The sequence below is a fragment of the Eubacteriaceae bacterium Marseille-Q4139 genome (assembly GCA_018223415.1).
Classification (GTDB): domain Bacteria; phylum Bacillota; class Clostridia; order Lachnospirales; family Lachnospiraceae; genus CABSIM01.
Window position 1 is genome coordinate 3,603,046 of record JAGTTQ010000001.1, and the last position, 18,701, is coordinate 3,621,746.

Below are 18,701 nucleotides of genomic sequence, written 5' to 3' on the forward strand. Positions count from 1 at the left end.
GCGGGACGTTTTATGGACAGGACAAAGCGCCAGATCACAAAAATTGCAAGGGAAGCCAGCACATTCCTGCTTCAGGAGTCGCGGGCGGAGGGCGTCGGCTCTGCGGAGTACGACTTTCTCCACCTTGTGCGGCACAATCCTGGCATCACGCAGGCGGAAATCCGAAAGCAGTTAAACATCGACAAAGGCGCGGCCGCCAGGCGGACGGCCAATCTGATCGCCAAGGGCTATCTCCGCCAGGAAAAGAACCCGAAAGACGGCCGCAGCCGCCTCCTTTTTGCCACGGAGAAAGCCGAGCGTTTAAAGAATTCCAAGGCTGGCCTGGAGGCCGGCTTTTATGAGTGGCTGCTTTTGGATTTGGAGGAAGGAGAGCGGGATGCGTTCTGCCGGATATTAGACGGCCTTTATGAGCGGTCAAAAAAGGAGAGCCGGGCCGGTTTCCCAAACCTTCGGGCGTTTATGGCAGAGAAGGGCGGTGAGGCGTAATGTGGATTCCCTGTGCCTTCGGTTCGGCGTTTTTTGCCGGCCTCACGTCGATTCTTGCAAAGTGCGGAATCAGGAAGACGGATTCCACGGTCGCCACGGCCATCCGGACAATCATCGTCCTGATCTTTTCCTGGGTCATGGTGTTTGTGGTTGGCTCCTTTGACGGGATTTCGTCCCTGTCCGGGGAGACATGGTTGTTTCTGTTCCTTTCAGGACTCAGTACCGGAGCCTCCTGGCTCTGCTATTTCCGTGCGCTCCAGCTTGGGGACATCAATAAAGTTGTCCCCATCGACAAGAGCAGCACGGTTCTTACGATGGTATTTGCCGTTTTGTTCCTCCATGAGCCCTTCGGCGCCGTGAAATTTTTATCCATGGCAGCCATTGCGGCGGGAACGCTTCTTATGATTTCCCCGAAAAAAACGGAGAACGCGGCGGCGAAGGCGGGCGGCAGCTCCTGGCTCCTTTTTGCCGTCCTCTCGGCTGTTTTTGCGGCCATGACCTCGATTCTTGGAAAGGCCGGAATGGCCGGTGTGGAGTCGAACCTGGGCACGGCCATCCGGACGCTCGTCGTCCTTGTCATGGCCTGGGTCATGGTATTTCTCCAGAAGAAACAGAAGGAGGCCTTTTCCGTGCCGGGAAGGGAGCTTTTCTTTATCTGTCTTTCCGGCCTGGCGACGGGAGCGTCCTGGCTCCTTTATTACAGTGCCTTAAAGGAAGGGCCGGCCAGTGCCGTGGCGCCCATTGACAAGTTAAGCATCCTGGTGACAATCCTGTTTTCGCGGATCGTCTTTAAAGAGCGGCTGACGAAAAAGGCGGCGGCCGGCCTGTTCCTTCTCGTGGCAGGCACACTTGCGGCGCTTCTTTAAGGCGTTTTGGCGGACATGCGGCCGGTTTTCTTTTCCAGCCATGCCACGGCTTTATAGAGGACGGCCGAGACGATGCAGAGGATGACGATGCTCATCATCACCATGTCCAGCTTGAATACCTGGCTCCCATAGATAATCAGGTAGCCGAGCCCCTGGTTTGCCGCCAGGAATTCGCCGATGATGACGCCGACAAGGCAGAGGCCGATGTTGACCTTCATGTTGTTGACGATGAGGGGGACGGAGCCGGGCAGCAAAACCTTTATGAGCACGTCCCGCCTGGTTCCTCCCAGGGAATAGATGAGCCTTACCTGGTCGGGATCCACGGACTGAAAGCCGTTATGGAGCGTCAGCACCGAGCCGAAGACGGCCACGGAGACGGCGGCGATGACGATGGTGCGGGTGCCGGTTCCCAGCCAGACGATGAGGATCGGCGCCAGGGCTGACTTCGGCAGGCTGTTTAACATGACGAGATACGGGTCGAGAACCTCGGAAAGGCCTTTGGCCGACCATAAGAGCAGGCCGCCCAGGATTCCGAAGGCCGTCACGAAGAAAAAGCTTAAGAGCGTTTCCCAAAGCGTGATGCCGGTGTGGAAAATAATGCTGCCGTCCAGGATCATGGAAGAAAAGCAGAGGATGACCCGGGACGGGGAGCTGAAAATAAAGTCGTTGATGAGGCCAAGGCGGGCTGAAAGCTCCCAGAGCGCCAGGAAGGCGAAAAGGACGAGGACGCGAAGGAGTGAGATGAGTTTTCTCCTGCGCTTCCTGGCCGCCAGAAATTCCTGCTGTGCCAGGGTTTCGTTTGGTTTCATGATACACCTCCGAATAAAAGAGGAAGGAGCCTGCGGCTATTCCTGCAGGATCCTCCAGACTTCATTGAAATAGGAAGAAAATTCCGGTGAGTTCCGGCGGCCTAAGGGGCTTAAGCCGGGATCGGAGAACGTGACCGGAAGGATGGCCTTTATGCGTCCCGGCCGCTTCGAGAGGATCAGGATGCGGTCGGCGGCACTGACGGCCTCGGAAAGGTCGTGGGTGACGAGAATGGCCGTGTTTTTCCTTTTTTTGATGATCGTGCTTATGTCGTCGCAGACGGCGAGCCGCGTCTGGTAATCCAGGGCGGAGAATGGCTCGTCGAGGAGGAGAAGGTCCGGTTCCAGAGCCAGGGTGCGGATTAAGGCCGCCCGCTGGCGCATGCCGCCGGAGAGCTCTGACGGCCGGGCGTCCTCGAAGCTTTTGAGGCCGTAGGCCGTCAGGAGATCAGAAACCTTCTTTTTATGGCTTTCATCCAGCTTATGCTGGATTTCCAGCCCCAACGCGGCGTTGGAGCCGATGGTGCGCCATTCAAACAGGTGGTCTTTCTGGAGCATGTAGCCGATGCCGGAAAGCCCTCTTGTGACCGGCTTTCCGTCGAAAAGGATCGTGCCTTCCTCCGGCTCGATGAGGCCGCAGAGCAGGGAAAGAAGCGTGGATTTCCCGCAGCCGGAGGGCCCCACAACGGCGATGAATTCTCCGGCACCGACAGAAAAGGATATATCGGAAAGGGCCCGGGTTTCTCCCTCCTCGGTATGGTAGGAGTAGCCAAGGCCTTTTACTTCCAGCTTGGGAATCATAGGATACCTCGAAAACATACTGGTTTTATTTTAGAATATGTCCGGACGGCCCGGGTGTGAGCATGTTCCGGGAAACTTAAAAAGGAGAGCTATGACAGAAAAATACAAGATTGCGCTGGTTCAGATGGACACGCAGAATGACAAGGGAAAGAATATGGAGACGGCCCTTCGGTACGCCGATGAGGCGGCGAAAGAAGGCGCTCTCCTCGTCTGCTTCCCGGAGGTCATGAACCTGATCGGAAGAAACGTGGGAGAGGGCGGCGGCCGTGAGCCGGTGCCGGGCTATTCCACGGAGCTTCTGATGGAAAAGGCAAAGGAAAAGGGGATTTTCATCCATGGAGGCAGCATCACCGAGGAGATTCCGGGCGAAAGGCGCGCCTATAATACCAGCGTCCTCATCGGCCCTGACGGCAGAATCCTTTCGGAATGCCGGAAGCTTCATACCTTCGATATTACGCTGGCAGACGGGAAGGCCTTCCGGGAGTCCGATAGGGTCTGCCCGGGAGAATCCATGGAAACAGTCACGACGGAGCTTGGCGTTTTCGGCATGTCCATCTGCTACGATGTGCGGTTTCCGGAGCTTTACCGTCTTCTGGCCTTAAAAGGAGCGCAGGTCATCTTTGTCCCGGCCAGCTTTACGAAGGAGACGGGCGAGGCCCATTTAGAGGCGCTCCTTCGTGCCCGCGCCATTGAAAACGGATGCTATCTGATATCGGCGGCCCAGACCGGGACAAAGCCGGCTTATACGGCTTACGGAAACAGCATGGTGATTGACCCCTGGGGCCGCGTGACGGCCAGAGCCGGCACGGAGCCTGGAATCCTCTATGGAGAAATTGACTTGACATATGAAGAAGAAGTCCGCAGGCAGATGCCGTCTTTAAAGAACCGGCGGTCAGACCTTTATGATGTGATTACAAAATAAGAAAATCTTCAGAAATCCGAAAGAAAACCGGAAGATAAAAGTTATATTCCATGAATATTTTCTGTTATACTGAAAACACTGCATGAAAAATAAAATTTCTTGTAGTGTTTTCTTTTTATGGCTCGTTATAGAAAGTGACGGCGGAAAAAAGAGGGGCCGGAAACAGTATAAGCAGGAGGACTATGACATGAATGACGAGAGAATCCATCCGGAGGATGTGGATAAAGAGCTGGAGCTTTTGATGAATACGGCCGGGGAAAAACCAAAAAAGAAAAAGGCAGGGAAGAAGCGCAGGCGGATCCTGATCGGCGCAGCCGTACTCCTTGTCCTTGGTTTTGCCGCCATGAATGCCCTCGGCGGGAAAGCGCAGCCATCCATCGTCCCAACCGTAAACCCGGTCAAAAAGGACATTAAAAGCAAGCTTTCCATCAGCGGCCCTGTTTCGGGAACCGACAGCGTGGACGTGGTGTCGAATCTCCACGCCGAGGTGCTGGAAATCCCGGTGAAAGAGGGCGACCGGGTGGAGGAAGACCAGGTTCTTGCGATTCTGGATGAATCGAACATCAAGAAAGAAGTGGAAATCGCAAAGAACGACTATGACCTGGCCGTGACTACATACAATGAAAAAATGAAGGAGGCGCGCCAGGGCTATGAAAAGGCTGTCCAGGACTACCAGACGGCCAAGGCCAATTATGACAGGACGAAGGTTCTGTTTGACGGCGGCAGCATGTCCCAGGTGGAACTGGAGTCGGCGGCCAATTCCATGAACGACGCAAGGCGGACCATGGAGTCCTACACCCTTGTGAACGGCCAGCCGGCGGCAGACGATTCCTACCGGCTCCAGATCGAGAAGGCGCGTTTCGATTATGAGAAGAAGCTGGAAGAGCTGGACGATGCAAAAATCAAGAGCCCCATTGCCGGTACCGTCGTCCGGGTAAACACGAAGGTGGGCCGGTTTGCCGATAAAATGGAAAACGAGGAACCGCTGTTTGTCATTGAAAATCTGGACGTGCTGGAGCTGGAAATCAAGGTCAGCGAGTATTCCATCGGAAAGGTGGCCGTGGGACAGACGGCGGAGATCAGCGCCGATATTTTAAACGGTGAGACGGTACAGGGTGAAGTAATCTCCATTTCCCCGACCGGCGAGGAAAAGGGCGGCGGTTCCAGTGAACGGGTCATCCCCACGAAAATCCGGATCCTGGAAGACAATACGCGCCTGATCGCAGGGATCACGGCCAAGGCCCAGATTATTCTGGAAGAAGCAAAGGATGCCTTAAGCGTCCCGGTATCCGCCATTTTAAGCGTGGGCGAGGAGACTTATGTCCAGGCGGTAAACGGCGGAATGATCCACTGGATTCCCATTACCGTCGGCGTCGAGGGCGATGTGGAGTGCGAAATTATCCCGGCCGAGGGTGAGGTGCTGGACGAGACTACTTTGATTGTATCGGCGCCCAATGCAGCATACACCGAGGGTATGGCCGTCATGACGGCCGGCGGTCAGTAAGGAGGGGCTTTTATGTTTGGAAGAAACAGGCTTTCTCCCTATGTGACGGAGAACCTTCACGAAGACCTGATCCGGCTGGAAAACCTCGTGAAGATTTACGACACCGGGGCGATTCGTGTCCTTGGTTTAAAAAAAATCAGCCTCACGATTAAACGCGGTGAATTTGTGGCGATCATGGGACACTCCGGCTCAGGAAAATCGACGCTCATGAATATTTTGGGGTGCCTCGACCGGCCGACGCTTGGAAAATACTATCTGGATGGCATTGACACGGCCGAGCTTTCCTCTGATGAGCTTTCGGCTGTCAGGAATTTAAAGATCGGTTTCGTGTTCCAGTCGTTTAATCTGATTTCCAGGACGACAGCTTTAAAAAATGTGGAGCTTCCGATGACGTATGCGAGGCTGTCCAAGAAAAAACGGACGGAGCGTGCCATGGAGCTTTTGGACTGCGTCGGCCTGAAAGCCAGGGCATTCCATATGCCGAATGAGCTTTCCGGAGGCCAGCGCCAGAGGGTTGCCATCGCCAGGGCTCTCGCCAACGAGCCGCCCCTGATCCTCGCCGATGAGCCCACGGGAAACCTGGACACGGCCGCTTCCATTGAGATCATGGAGATTTTTTCCGAGCTTCACAAGGCGGGCGCCACGGTTGTGGTCGTCACCCATGAGGAGAATATCGCGGCCTTCACAGACCGGATCATCCGCTTTTCCGATGGACAGATCATCGAGGATGCGAAAAACCCCAACCCGACGAAGGGCAGCGGCACGATCCACACCAAGGGGCTTTACAGCAATAAGAAAACGGGAAAGGGGGCCGCAGGATGCTAATTGAAAATATGTTCATGGCGTTTCATGCCATCAAGGCCAATAAAATGCGGGCTTTCCTGACGATGCTCGGAATCATCATCGGCATCGGCTCCGTGATTTCCATCGTCTCCATCGGTGATACCATGCGCGGGATGTTCTCTGACCTTTATAAGGACGTGGGCATCACCCAGGCGTATGTGGCCATCGGGTACTGGATCGACGATGTGAGAACCAGCGATTATTTTACCCTGGATGATTTGGATCAGATTGAGGAGGCGTTCGGCGACGAGATCGCCTATATGGACAGCAGCGCTTCGGTTTCTACGGACGTCCAGGCAGGGCGGATGAAAATGAAGTTCAATTTCCAGGGAATCGACTACACCTACCAGAATGTCCAGCCTGTTGAGATTCTGTATGGGCGGTATTTAAACGAGGGCGATATCCTGGGACGCAGGAAAAATATCGTCATTGAGGATAAGAGTGCAAAGAACCTGTTCGGCGTGGAAAATGCCGTGGGAATGACCTTCCGGACAACCATTTACGGAGACACGGACGAGTACACGGTGGTCGGCGTTTACCATAAGGAAATGAGCCCGTTCCAGGCTCTGCTCATGGGGAGCAATGACAGCACCGGTTCGGCGTTTCTCCCCTACACGCTTTTAACGTGGCCCAACGACAATTTTTACCAGTGCCACCTGTTTGCGGCCGACGGGACGGACATGACAGACTTCATGAACCGGCTCACGGCATTTATCGCAAAGATTAAAAACAGGAATCCGGAGGACTTTTACACGGTGACGGCGGTTGCTGAAATGGGAAGCGTGGATCAGGTCATGGGTGCCCTGTCTGCGGCCGTTGGCGGGATTGCGGCCATCTCCCTTCTTGTGGGCGGCATCGGCATCATGAACATCATGCTGGTGTCCGTGACCGAGCGAACCAGGGAAATCGGCATCCGAAAGGCCCTTGGCGCGCGGACGCGGGATGTGATGATCCAGTTTTTGACGGAATCGGCCATCCTTTCGGCCTGCGGAGGCATCATCGGCGTGGCGTTGGCCGTATCCATCGTCATGGCAGGCGGTGCGGCGCTTCAGATGAAGGTCATTGTACGGCCGTCGGTGATTCTTATGGCTGTTTCGTTTTCGGCCATCGTGGGAATTTTCTTCGGGATTTATCCGGCATCGAAGGCGGCAAAGGCAGATCCGATTGATGCGCTGCGGTACGAATAGGGAAAAGGAATTTGTCAGGGAAAGCGGAAAGCAGCTTTCCTTGACAAATTTTTATCTCTGCGATATGATGTATATACACTAAAATGAGAAAGGGAAAGGCTATCCATGGGCAAGAGAATTGACAATACGTCCTGCCACTGTCTGAAAATGAGAAGAAGCGCAGAAAATGTCATAGCGTTCTATGACCGCTTCCTTGTGCCTTCCGGTGTGACTGCGAGGCAGTATTCCCTGCTGTATGCGGTTTCTGGGCATCAGGGCTGCAATGTCCGCGAGCTGGCGGAAGTTATGCTTTTGGACCGCTCGACCCTTGCAAGGAGCTTAAAGCCCCTGATCCAGGCCGGATATATCCGGGACGGCAGGAAAGAGGGGGCCAGGGACAGTGTCCTGGAGCTGACCGAACAGGGAACGGCTGTTTTGCAGGAAGCGGCCGCCCTTTGGACGGCCGCCCAGCGCCAGTTTGAGTCCAGGTTAGGGCAGGAACGGTTAAAGGCGCTCGAGGAGCTTCTGGAACTTCTTCAGGAGCTGTGAGATTGTTTTTCCGTATCATAATGATGTATATACATCATTTGAGATAAAAAAGAAATGGAGGAAATGCACATGAAAATGATGGTACTGTACCACTCAAAGACAGGCAACACGGAGAAGATGGCAAAGGTCATCGCAGAGGGAATGGAACGTGTCGACGGAGTCGCGGCGAAGGTCTGCCCCATTGAGGAGGTCGATGAGGAATGGGCAGCAGAGAGCAGATGTATCGTCCTGGGCTCTCCGATTTACGTCTCAAGCGTCTGCGCCGCAGTCAAGGACTGGCTGGACGGCCCCTGCAAAAAATGCCAGCTTGCCGGAAAGCTCGGCGGGGCCTTTGCGACAGAGGATTATGTACACGGCGGCGGCGACCTGGGAATCCGCCTGATTCTCGATCATATGATGGTGTACGGCATGATGACGTATTCCGGCGGCGGCGCTTACGGAAAGCCAGTGATCCATCTGGGGCCGGTGGCCGTGAGCAGCCGTTTGGATGAGAGCGTGGAGACCTTTTTAACATACGGGGAGCGGATGGCCATAAAGGCAGTGGAGCTCTTTGGTGGACAGGGGAATTGATGGATTAGAAAGAAGGATTCATAAAAAGTAAGGACGGCGGAAACGGGATTTCCCAATTTCCGCCGCCTTTTCCATTTATCTCACCCAGGCACCGCTCTCATCAAGCACATAGCCGTCCACCGTTGTGCCGGCGAACATCATGCCTTTAAAGCCGTTTCCAATGTCATTGAAGTAGTACCAGGTTCCGTCGATTTCCTTCCAGCCTGTTGCCATGGCGCCGGTGGCCGGATCCAGGTAGAAGTAGTTTCCGTTGTCTTTGAGCCAGCCCGTTGCCATGATTCCGTCTTTTCCGAAGAAATACCAGACAGAATTGATCTCAAGCCAGCAGTTTTCCGCTCTTGTCCCATCGCTGTAATAGTAGGAATACTTTCCGTCCACAAGCTTCCAGGAGCCGCCAATGGGAGACTTCGGAAGATCGCTTTCCTTCACGATGCCGGAGCGTGCGCCGCCGCTTCTTCCGCCGGAGCCGGAGCCGCTTCCGGAGGAGCTGGAGGAAGTGCCTTTCACCATGACAGTTCCGAGCTTCGTGGTGAAGACTGTGATGATTCCGTCCTCGTAGTCGACCGTCCCCTGTTTGATTCCGTCGCCGGAGATTTTATCGGAGGACTTATGTACCTCATCGTAGGAGGCAGGGGCTGCGATGGAAAGGATTAACGGTGTCTTTAAAGAAGAAAGCTTCTTTTCGGAACCGTCCTTCATCCGGAGCATGCCTTCCAGGTCAAATTTCAGCTTGGTGGCGTTGCTTGCCGTCGCAAGGGACTTGTGTCCGATGAATACGGACTCCGCATCGCCTCCGCCCATGACATAAGCCAGCAGGTGTGCGCCGATGACGTCGTCAACCAGCTCGCCGTCCAGCTCGACATCCATGGAAAATTCGTCGTCGAAAGCGGCGAGAGCCTGGACAAGCCCATCCAGCTTTTCAACCATGGCAGCATCGAGGTCGCCGGCATCTGCCTTGTCATTTAAAAGTGCCTCACGGAGCATGGCCATGCCAGAAGCGGCCGCCTCGTAATCCTCCAGGCTTTCTGCGTCAGGAAGAGACTTGACGAGGTTTTTAAATTCCGTGGCATTGGACGGTGTTGCGACTGGCGTGACCGGAGTCTCCGGCTCTGCGCCGATTTCTGCCAGCACGAAGGTGCTGAAGCTTGTCACCGTGAAGGTCGCCGTGCCGTCGCCGTTTAACCGAAGCTGATCCGGCGGCAGGATTGCGTCATAGCTTCCGTCCGCGTGATAGTGGAGAACAGCAAAGAACTTCGGATTGATGGTTTCCGGGATCGGGATGGTGATCTGGACGGGAACCTTTAACTCTTCGGCAGCACCAACAAGAGAGAAGTCCACCTGCACCGTGTTCCGGTATGCGGTGTGGTCTACCATCACCTCTTCTTCCGGCTTGGTGACGCGGAAGCTGACGGTGCTGCCGGGAGCCTCTGCGTTGAGGCCGGCGCCGACGATTTCGATCTTGCCTGCGTCGATTCCGGTGTCGTTGGAGGCGTCAATCTTTGTTACAATGCCGTTTTCCTTTGCGTATGCGGCCTCCAGTTCGGCAATCTTTTTTACCACTTCCGGTTCTGTCTGCATGGCAACCTGAACCTTATCGCGGTTTTCTGCCAGCTTGTCAGGAGCCGTCGTGATAGCTTCCGGGTCATCGGAGTTTAAGATTCCGTCGATGGTACCGGATACGCCGGCATTTTCTTCGGAAGCGTCATAAGTATCTCCGAAGACGGCTTTACTATGGAAAATCTTGGACGGCATGCTGCTGACAGTGCGGATGTCGAAGGTATATTCTGCGCCTTCCTCCACCATGTCTTCGGCAACATTGAGTTCCGGAGCCTGTGCATCGTCGTAGATTATATCCCATTTCCCGTCCACATAGAGCGCAATTTCATATCCGGCAATGTACTCGGAATACTCGGCTGAAAGTGCGTCGGAAGGCTCATCCCAAACGATAGTGGTGCCTTCCCAATGAGGATTTTCCGGGACGCCAAAGGAAATGTCCGGCATTGCGAAATTCCATTCTTCGGAATACTCCGACCAGTCACTGGTTTTCGTTTCGATATCATCCCCAAGAGCCCTGACACGGAATTTGTAAGCGCCGCTTTCTTCAATCTGATTGCGGAAGCCATAGAAGGAAAAGACATCAGGGGCAGATGTGATCCTTGTGGAGTGGGTGGAACTAAAAGTCCAGCCGTTGTCGCTTACTGCCTCCATCTGGTACTTCCCGCCGGCGTCCTCCACCCGGCTCCATTCCGGCACGGCCTCCCATTCCTCGCTCCACCATACCTGCGGAGCTTCCAGTTTTGTGGCGGCAAAGGCGGTACACACCGTGTTCATGGACAGGACTGCCGCCAGTGCCGCTGCGAAAACCTTTTTCATAACTCAACCTCCTTGCAAAATTTTTTATACAAAATTTGACATTTTGTACAAAATCAATCATAGCATGGAGATAAAATGTAGTCAATATATAGTGGGGGGGGGTATTTTTAGAATATTTAATAATTTTTTCTAATAAGGTTATAAGTCCAGCTTCATATCGCCCTCACGAATCCATCCGATCCGCCTGAAAACCGCGCCGAAGGCGAGAGTCAGAACAGCGGGAAGAAGGAAGCAGACGAGAAAAATCCCGATCCACATGTTCATGCCGCCGTCCGGCATGGCCGTATAGATTCCGATGGGGCCCACCAGGCCGCAGGTTCCCATGCCGGAGCCGGCCGGGATGTTTTCCAGGCGGAAGATCATGGTGGAAACGGGCCCCGTCACCATGGAAGCCATGGTGGGAGCGAGCCAGATTTTCGGGTTCTTTATGATGTTTGCCATCTGGAGCATGGAAGTACCGAGGCCCTGGGCGAAGAGGCCGCCCCAGCCGTTTTCGCGGAAGCTTAAAACAGCAAAGCCTACCATCTGGGCACAGCAGCCGGCCGTGGCTGCGCCGCCTGCGATGCCGTCGAGGCCCAGCATGATGCAGATGGCCGCGCTGCTGATGGGAAGTGTCAGGGCGATGCCGATCAGCGCGGAAACGAGGATTCCCATGAAAAACGGCTGCATTTCCGTCGCAGATTTTACCAGATCCCCGAACAGCGTCATGAATCGGGAGACAGCAGGCCCTGCGAACTGGGCGGCGAGGACGCCGGTGATGATGGTGACGCCGGGCGTTACGAGGATGTCCACGCGGGTTTCCTTTGACACCAGCTTTCCAAGCTCTGTGGAAATCACAGCAGCGACCAGGGCGCCGACGGGGCCGCCCAGCTCATTTCCGGCAATGCCGACGGCGGCCGCGGAAAAGAGGACGAGCTGCGGCGCCTTTAAAGCATAGGCGATGGAGACGCCAAGGGCCGCGCCGGTGGCGCTTTTTGCATAATTTGCGATGGTGAGGAACAGTCCGACGCCGCATTTTTCTCCCAGGGTGGAGAAAATTGTTCCAATAAGAAGCGAGGCAAAGAGGCCGAAGGCCATGGCTCCAAGGGCGTCGATCAGATACGTTTGAGGTGTGATGCGGATTTCTTTTCTTTCCAGGAATTCCTTCCAGGTTTCCCGGTGCTCATTTTTAACAGTTTTCATGGCGATTCTCCTTTTTAACCGTACTGGCAGCTCATTTTTCCGTATTCTGCCATAACTCGCGGGAAATGGCAAGGGAAACGCCTGTTAATGACAAAATAATAACAATCCCTGGGAATCCTTTCCTTGCTATTCCGGAAGGCTTATGCTAAAATAAAATGCGCTGGCAGCCCGGGAATGCAGGCATTTTGGGGCTGTTAAGAAAAGACAGGAGTGAACTTATGAAATATAAATGCTGTATTTTTGATCTGGACGGGACACTTGTAAATTCCATCCATGCGCTGACTTACTGCACCAATCTGGCTCTTGAGAAATTTGGCCTGGGGCCGCTTACGGAAGACCAGATGAAAACCATCGTCGGCGACGGCTACAAGATGCAGATGAAGCGCGCCCTGCTTTTGGCAGGCGATGAAGCGCTTTCCCATTATGAAGAGATTCTTCCGATTTATATGGAGATTTTTTCTGAGAACTGTCTCCACGATCTCTATGCCTACGACGGAATCCTGGAATTTTTGCATTATGCGAAATCCTGCGGCCTAGGCCTCGGCATTGTTTCCAACAAACCACAGGCCCAGGCGGAGGACACGGTGAACGGAGTCTTTGAAAACGGCCTGTTTAAGGTGGTGATCGGCGAGTCGGAGACCATACCGAAAAAGCCGGATCCCAAAGGCGCAAAGACGGCGGCCGGGCTTCTTGGGGCGAAGCCGGAGGAATGCCTGTACTTTGGCGACACCAACACCGACATGCGGACGGGAAAAGGCGCCGGTATGGCGACGGTGGGCGTCCTCTGGGGCTTCCGGACGCGGGAAGAGCTTCTGGCCTTTTCGCCCGATTACATGATTGAACGGCCGGAGGACATGACAGAGATCTTAAAGGCCATGAGGGATGCAGAATGAGATCTGGCTTTTTAAAAGGCGTGTTCATGTTTGCACTGGCAGCCGCTGTTTCCTGCCTGGCGCTTTCCGGGTGCAGGAGAAGCGGGGAAGGCGGGGGAGCGGAAGTTCCGGCAGAAGCGGGACATCCCCTTAAGGTGGTGACGACGCTTTTTCCGTATTATGACTTTACGAGACAGATTGCAGGCGAAAACATCGAGCTTTCCATGGTGATCCCCGCCGGTATGGACAGCCATTCCTTTGAGCCGACGCCGGCCGACATCCGCCTGATCGAGGAAGCCGACCTGTTTATCTGCAACGGCGGCCACATGGAACAGTGGGTGAGCCAGGTGCTTTCCTCCCTCGATACGCCGTCCATGACCGTCGTCACGATGATGGACCATGTGGATGTGGTGGAAGAGGAGATTGTCGAAGGCATGGAAGTGAGCGGCCATGAGCATGAGCACGGCCATGACGAAGACGGGGAAGACGGGCATGACGCGGAAGACGAGTCCCTCTACGAGATTGAATACGACGAGCACATCTGGACGTCGCCGGCCAATGCCATGGAGATTGTGAATGTGATTTCCGCTGCCTTAAAGGAAGCAGATCCGGAGCATGCAAAAGACTATGAGGCCGGGGCAGAAGCGTACCTTGCAAAGCTTTCAAAGCTGGATGCGGAATTTGCCGGCGTGGTGGCGGAGGCAAAGCGCGATATCATGATTTTCGGCGACAAGTTCCCGCTGCGGTATTTTGCCGATGAATACGGGCTTCGATACCGGGCGGCCTTTTCCGGCTGCTCCACGGACACGGAGCCCAGCGCCAAGACCATCGCCTATTTAATCGACAAGGTTCGGGAGGAACATATCCCCGCCGTCTACTATCTGGAGCTTTCCAGCCCACGTGTGGCAGAGATCATCGGCGAGGAGACAGGAGCCGAACCGCTTCTGTTCCATTCCTGCCATAACGTGACGAGGCGGGAGTTTGACGCCGGCGTCACCTACCTGGAACTGATGGAAACCAATGTGAAAAATCTTCGGAAGGGACTGTGTGAATGAATCAGCCTTTGATAACTTGTGAACATGTGGATTTTGGATACGAAAACTACGACGTGGTGAAAGACGTGTCCATGGAAATCTGGCCCGGCGACTATCTCTGCATCGTCGGGGAAAACGGCTCCGGGAAAAGTACGCTGATGAAAGGCCTTTTGGGGCTTTTAAAGCCCACGGGCGGCACAATCACCATGTCAGAGGAGCTAAAGCGCTCCGGCATCGGCTATCTGCCCCAGCAGACCAGTTCCCAGAAGGACTTTCCGGCGACCGTGTTTGAGGTGGTACTTTCCGGCTGCCTCGGGAAGCGGGGAAACCGGCCGTTTTATTCCCAGGCGGAGAAAAAGACGGCGCTTCTCAATATGGAACGGCTCGGGATTTCGGAGTTAAAAAAGAGCTGCTACCGCGACCTCTCCGGCGGCCAGAAGCAGCGCGTCCTGATCGCCAGGGCGCTCTGTGCCACGGATAAGCTTTTGATCTTGGACGAGCCGATTACCGGCCTGGATCCGGCCACCATGCAGGATTTTTACCATGTGATCCGCCAGTTGAACCGCGAGAGCCGCGTGGCCGTCCTGATGGTGTCCCACGATGTCCAGAATATTGTGGGGCAGGCGAAAAAGATCCTGCATCTCGGGCAGACCGTGCTGTTTTACGGCACAGTAGAGGAGTACCGGCTGTCTGACTGCGGCAGAAAATTCCTGGGAGGTGGAGACGAATGATCCAGGTTCTTTCAGAAATGTTTTCCTATCCGTTTATCGTCCGGGCCATGGCGGGCGGGCTTATGCTGTCCCTCTGCGCGGCCCTTCTTGGCGTCAGCCTTGTCCTGAAGCGGTATTCCATGATCGGGGACGGGCTATCCCATGTGTCCTTCGGGGCCCTTTCGGTGGCCGTCGCCTTCGGGTGGGCGCCTCTTGCCGTCTCGATCCCGGTGGTGGTGGCAGCGGCCGTTTTGCTGCTCCGGATTACGGGAAACGGGAAGATCAAAAGCGACGCGGCCATCGCCATGATTTCGGCCGGCTCCCTGGCCGTCGGAATCATTGTCACGTCCTTAACCACAGGCATGACGACCGACGTCAGCAGCTACATGTTCGGCAGCATCTTAGCCATGAGCCGGACGGACGTCATCTTTTCCGTGGCGCTTTCGGCCGTTGTCCTCGGCATGTTTCTGTTCTGCTACAATAAGGTGTTTGCCGTCACCTTTGATGAAAATTTTGCAAGGGCCACCGGGGTTAATGTCCCGGCTTACAACATGGTGATCGCCGTCCTCACGGCCGTTACCATCGTTCTCGGCATGCGGATGATGGGGGCCATGCTGATTTCCAGCCTGATTATTTTCCCGGCTCTGACTTCCATGCGGATTTTTAAGAGCTTTCTCGGCGTCATCATTTCCTCGGGTGTCGTTGCCGTCGCCTGCTTTTTTGTGGGGTTAGTCCTTTCTTACCAGTATTCCATCCCGGCCGGGGCCAGTGTGGTAGTGGTAAACATGGCGGCTTTTGGGATCTTTTCCCTGATCCGGGCCGTCCGGAAAGTGGGCTGATGCCGCAAAAATCCGGGGAACCGGTTGACAATAAAAAAAATTGTGCTAAAGTTACAATGAAAAGAGTTGCTGCGCCTGCGCGCGTTCACATGGACATGGAGCGGACTTCCGTCCATGTTCCGGGAAGGAGTTATCATGACAAAAATTGATATTATTTCCGGTTTCCTGGGAGCCGGAAAGACGACGTTTATAAAAAAGCTTCTGAAGGAAGCCATCGCCGGCGAGAAGGTGGTTTTAATCGAGAATGAGTTTGGTGAGATCGGCATCGACGGCGGATTTTTGAAGGACTCCGGCATCGAGATCCGTGAGATGAATTCCGGCTGCATCTGCTGTTCTTTAGTCGGCGATTTCGGCCGTTCTTTGTCAGAGGTGCTCTCGAAGTACCAGCCGGATCGGGTAATCATCGAGCCGTCCGGCGTCGGCAAGCTTTCCGACGTTATGAAGGCCGTCTGCGACGTGGCCGGTGAGATTCCGGTGGAGTTAAATGGCTCCGTGACCGTCGTGGATGCCATGAAATGTAAAATGTATATGAAGAATTTCGGCGAATTTTTCAATAACCAGATTGAGAGCGCCGGCACCATCGTTTTAAGCAGGACAGATGTGGCCGATGCCGATAAGGTGGCACAGTGCGTGGAGTTAATCCGGGAGAAGAACCCGAAGGCAGCCATCGTGACGACGCCGTGCAGCGAGCTTACGGGAGCGCAGCTCCTTTCGATTATCGAAAAACCGGCGGACGATATGGCAGAGCAGCTTCTTAAGGAAGTGAGAGAGGGCCATCACCACCATCACGAAGACGGCGAGGAGTGCTGCTGCGGCCATGACCATGAGCACCATCACCACCATCATGATGAGGAAGAGTGTGAGTGCGGCCATGGCCATGAGCATCATCATCACCACGACGATGAGGAGTGCGAGTGCGGCCACGGCCATGAGCATCACCACCATCACCATGAAGACGGCGAAGAATGCGAGTGCGGCCACGATCATGACCATGAGCATCACCACCACCATCACGAGGACGGCGAAGAGTGCTGCTGCGGCCATGACCACGACCATCACCACCATCATCACCATGGCCATGATGCCGATGAGATTTTCACAAGCTGGGGCCTGGAGACGAACCGCACCATCGGGAAAGAAAAGCTGGAGACGCTTTTATCCGATCTGGCCCACAGTGAGAAGTACGGCCAGGTACTCCGCGCCAAGGGAATGCTCCCGGGCGAGGACGGGACATGGTACTACTTTGATCTTGTTCCCGAGGAGACGGAAATCCGCACCGGCGAGCCGATTTATACCGGCAAGGTCTGCGTGATCGGTTCCAATTTAAAGGAAGACGAGCTGAAGGCGGCTTTTGAGAAATAGGAGACCATATGAGCGGATATAATGAAGAAAAAATGCCGGTGTTTCTTATCAACGGCTTTCTGGAGGCAGGAAAAACCCAGTTTATTTCCTTTACCCTGACCCAGGAATATTTCCAGTCTGACGGGACGACAGTGCTGATCCTCTGTGAGGAGGGCGATACGGAATATGACAAAGAGCTTTTAAAGAAGACGAAGACAAAGCTTGTCACCGTGGAGAGCGCTGATGAGCTGGACGAGGACTTTTTCGGACGCCTGGAGGCTCTCTATGACCCGGACCGCGTCTTAATTGAGTGGAACGGCATGTGGCCCCAGGATCAGTTAAAGCTTCCGGATACCTGGCAGCTTTTCCAGCAGATTACCATTATCGACGGCTCGACCTTTGAGCTTTATTTAAACAACATGAAGCCGCTTCTGTCCCTTCTTGTGAGACAGTCGGAGCTGATTATCATGAACCGCTGCGACGACGTGACCGACGAGAACCTGACGAGGTACCGCCGCGGCCTGAAGGCATTGAACCCGCAGGCGGAGCTGATCTTCGAGGACGCAGAAGGGGAGATCGAGCAGGAGGTTTTAGAGGAAGATTTGCCGTATGATCTGAAGGCTGACGTGGTGGAGATTTCCCCGGATGCTTTCGGAATCTGGTACATTGACGCTCTCGACAAGGAAGACCGGTACAGCGGTAAGGTGGTGGAATTCACGGCCATGGTTTTAAAATCGCCGGAATTCCCGAAGAATTATTTCGTGCCGGGGCGGATGGCCATGACATGCTGTGAGGCCGACATGACGTTTTTAGGCTTTATCTGCAAGGCCAGAGAGGCGAGACACCTGGAAACCGGCCAGTGGGTCAAAGTGCGCGCGAAGATGGCCTATGAATTCTGGCAGGACTATGACGGCGTCGGCCCGGTTCTATACGCCGAGTCTGTGGAACCGGCAGAAGAGATCAAGGAAATCGTACAGTTTTAGAAAGACAGAGGGCGGGGATGCATATCCCCGCCTGGTTTTTCATTGGAGATACATTTCTGGGGGAGGACTTATGGAAGAGATGGAGAAACTAAAAGAGGAACTGTTCAGCCTGTTAAAAGCGGAAGGGGCAGTGCTTATGGGAATCGCAGATTTGAATGGCATCGTTTCCGGAGCCATGAAGACCGGCGTATCGGTGGCCGTCCCGGTTCCGAAAACGATTGTGAGGGATTTGCAGACTGCGCCGACAAAGGAGTATTATGAGGCGTACCATTCTTTGAATGCGAAGCTGAACAAAATCGTGATTTGTGGTGCGGAGTTCCTGAAAGGAAAGGGCTATCAGGCCATGGCAAATACGACGGATGCGGTCGTCATGAACGAGGAGTGGCGGACGCCGCTGCCCCATAAAACCGCGGCGACGCGGGCCGGGCTGGGCTGGATCGGGAAAAACTGCCTGCTGGTGACAGAAACGTATGGGAGTGCCGTGCGCCTGTCTACCCTGCTGACCGATGCCCCGCTTCCCTGCGGCACGCCCGTAACGGAAAGCCGCTGCGGCGGCTGTACGGTCTGCGTGAGCCAGTGTCCAGCCCATGCCCTGAACGGTGTGCTCTGGAATCCGAAGGTGGAGCGGGAGGAGATTCTTCAGCGGAAGGCCTGCAAGGACATGCAGGTGCGGAGGATGAAAGAGGCCACCGGCATTGAGACGGATCTCTGCGGGCTATGCTTTGCGGTGTGCCCGTACACGAAGCGGTACCTGGCGGATGGCTGAGACGTAGGGATGTCTGCGGCCGTGTAACCAATTTGGAAATCAGCAGGGAACACTGGGGCTTCGAATTTATCCGAGCGACGAGAAAAAT

General features: G+C 54.7%; 19 protein-coding genes. 15 read left to right on the forward strand and 4 right to left on the reverse strand.

Annotated features, from left to right (window positions below):
- Positions 1-12: 12 nt before the first annotated feature.
- Both KE531_17210 and KE531_17215 read left to right on the forward strand, forming a co-directional pair.
- Complete coding sequence (locus tag KE531_17210; protein ID MBR9955329.1) at positions 13-486, forward strand: MarR family transcriptional regulator; 474 nt, start codon at positions 13-15, stop codon at positions 484-486.
- On the forward strand, positions 486-1,352 hold the full coding sequence (locus KE531_17215) for an EamA family transporter (protein MBR9955330.1): 867 nt from the start codon (positions 486-488) through the stop codon (positions 1,350-1,352). The genes KE531_17210 and KE531_17215 overlap by 1 nt, the downstream gene beginning before the upstream one ends.
- Here the strand turns inward: KE531_17215 and KE531_17220 are convergent.
- Entirely contained in the window at positions 1,349-2,161 is an 813-nt protein-coding gene (locus tag KE531_17220) for an ABC transporter permease (GenBank protein MBR9955331.1), read from the reverse strand. The genes KE531_17215 and KE531_17220 overlap by 4 nt on opposite strands.
- Before the next feature lie 36 nt (positions 2,162-2,197).
- A complete protein-coding gene (locus KE531_17225; protein ID MBR9955332.1) occupies positions 2,198-2,959 on the reverse strand; it encodes an ABC transporter ATP-binding protein in 762 nt (253 codons plus the stop codon).
- A 91-nt stretch (positions 2,960-3,050) separates the two neighbouring features.
- Between KE531_17225 and KE531_17230 the strand changes: the two genes are divergently transcribed.
- The 6 genes from KE531_17230 to KE531_17255 all read left to right on the forward strand — a co-directional run bounded on the left by KE531_17230 (position 3,051) and on the right by KE531_17255 (position 8,513).
- Complete coding sequence (locus KE531_17230; protein ID MBR9955333.1) at positions 3,051-3,881, forward strand: carbon-nitrogen hydrolase family protein; 831 nt, start codon at positions 3,051-3,053, stop codon at positions 3,879-3,881.
- Positions 3,882-4,068: 187 nt separating this feature from the next.
- On the forward strand, positions 4,069-5,385 hold the full coding sequence (locus KE531_17235; protein MBR9955334.1) for an HlyD family efflux transporter periplasmic adaptor subunit: 1,317 nt from the start codon (positions 4,069-4,071) through the stop codon (positions 5,383-5,385).
- Between the two features lie 12 nt (positions 5,386-5,397).
- On the forward strand, positions 5,398-6,210 hold the full coding sequence (locus tag KE531_17240; protein MBR9955335.1) for an ABC transporter ATP-binding protein: 813 nt from the start codon (positions 5,398-5,400) through the stop codon (positions 6,208-6,210).
- Positions 6,204-7,415: an ABC transporter permease gene (locus tag KE531_17245; GenBank protein MBR9955336.1), complete on the forward strand. Its 1,212-nt coding sequence runs from the start codon at positions 6,204-6,206 to the stop codon at positions 7,413-7,415. The genes KE531_17240 and KE531_17245 overlap by 7 nt, the downstream gene beginning before the upstream one ends.
- Positions 7,416-7,520: 105 nt before the next feature.
- Positions 7,521-7,943, forward strand: a complete 423-nt coding sequence (locus KE531_17250) for a winged helix-turn-helix transcriptional regulator (GenBank protein MBR9955337.1) — start codon at positions 7,521-7,523, stop codon at positions 7,941-7,943.
- A gap of 69 nt (positions 7,944-8,012) precedes the next feature.
- Positions 8,013-8,513: a flavodoxin domain-containing protein gene (locus tag KE531_17255; GenBank protein ID MBR9955338.1), complete on the forward strand. Its 501-nt coding sequence runs from the start codon at positions 8,013-8,015 to the stop codon at positions 8,511-8,513.
- A gap of 75 nt (positions 8,514-8,588) precedes the next feature.
- On the opposite strand, the gene KE531_17260 is transcribed toward KE531_17255, so the two are convergent.
- Positions 8,589-10,316: an N-acetylmuramoyl-L-alanine amidase family protein gene (locus KE531_17260; protein MBR9955339.1), complete on the reverse strand. Its 1,728-nt coding sequence runs from the start codon at positions 10,314-10,316 to the stop codon at positions 8,589-8,591.
- A 708-nt stretch (positions 10,317-11,024) separates the two neighbouring features.
- Positions 11,025-12,068: a PTS sugar transporter subunit IIC gene (locus KE531_17265; protein MBR9955340.1), complete on the reverse strand. Its 1,044-nt coding sequence runs from the start codon at positions 12,066-12,068 to the stop codon at positions 11,025-11,027.
- Between the two features lie 218 nt (positions 12,069-12,286).
- On the opposite strand from KE531_17265, the gene KE531_17270 reads away from it, so the two are divergent.
- The 7 genes from KE531_17270 (at position 12,287) to KE531_17300 (ending at position 18,613) form a co-directional block, all read left to right on the forward strand.
- Positions 12,287-12,961, forward strand: coding sequence for an HAD family hydrolase (locus KE531_17270; GenBank protein MBR9955341.1), 675 nt, complete (start codon positions 12,287-12,289; stop codon positions 12,959-12,961).
- Positions 12,958-13,995, forward strand: coding sequence for a zinc ABC transporter substrate-binding protein (locus tag KE531_17275; protein MBR9955342.1), 1,038 nt, complete (start codon positions 12,958-12,960; stop codon positions 13,993-13,995). Before KE531_17270 ends, KE531_17275 begins: the two co-directional genes overlap by 4 nt.
- Positions 13,992-14,705, forward strand: coding sequence for a metal ABC transporter ATP-binding protein (locus tag KE531_17280; protein MBR9955343.1), 714 nt, complete (start codon positions 13,992-13,994; stop codon positions 14,703-14,705). The genes KE531_17275 and KE531_17280 overlap by 4 nt, the downstream gene beginning before the upstream one ends.
- Positions 14,705-15,523, forward strand: coding sequence for a metal ABC transporter permease (locus KE531_17285; GenBank protein MBR9955344.1), 819 nt, complete (start codon positions 14,705-14,707; stop codon positions 15,521-15,523). The genes KE531_17280 and KE531_17285 overlap by 1 nt, the downstream gene beginning before the upstream one ends.
- 135 nt (positions 15,524-15,658) lie before the next feature.
- Complete coding sequence (locus tag KE531_17290; GenBank protein MBR9955345.1) at positions 15,659-16,885, forward strand: GTP-binding protein; 1,227 nt, start codon at positions 15,659-15,661, stop codon at positions 16,883-16,885.
- Between the two features lie 8 nt (positions 16,886-16,893).
- The gene (locus KE531_17295) at positions 16,894-17,847 is read left to right on the forward strand and encodes a GTPase (GenBank protein ID MBR9955346.1); all 954 of its coding nucleotides are present in this window, start codon (positions 16,894-16,896) and stop codon (positions 17,845-17,847) included.
- A gap of 79 nt (positions 17,848-17,926) precedes the next feature.
- Complete coding sequence (locus tag KE531_17300; GenBank protein MBR9955347.1) at positions 17,927-18,613, forward strand: epoxyqueuosine reductase; 687 nt, start codon at positions 17,927-17,929, stop codon at positions 18,611-18,613.
- The last annotated feature ends 88 nt before the right edge of the window (positions 18,614-18,701 follow it).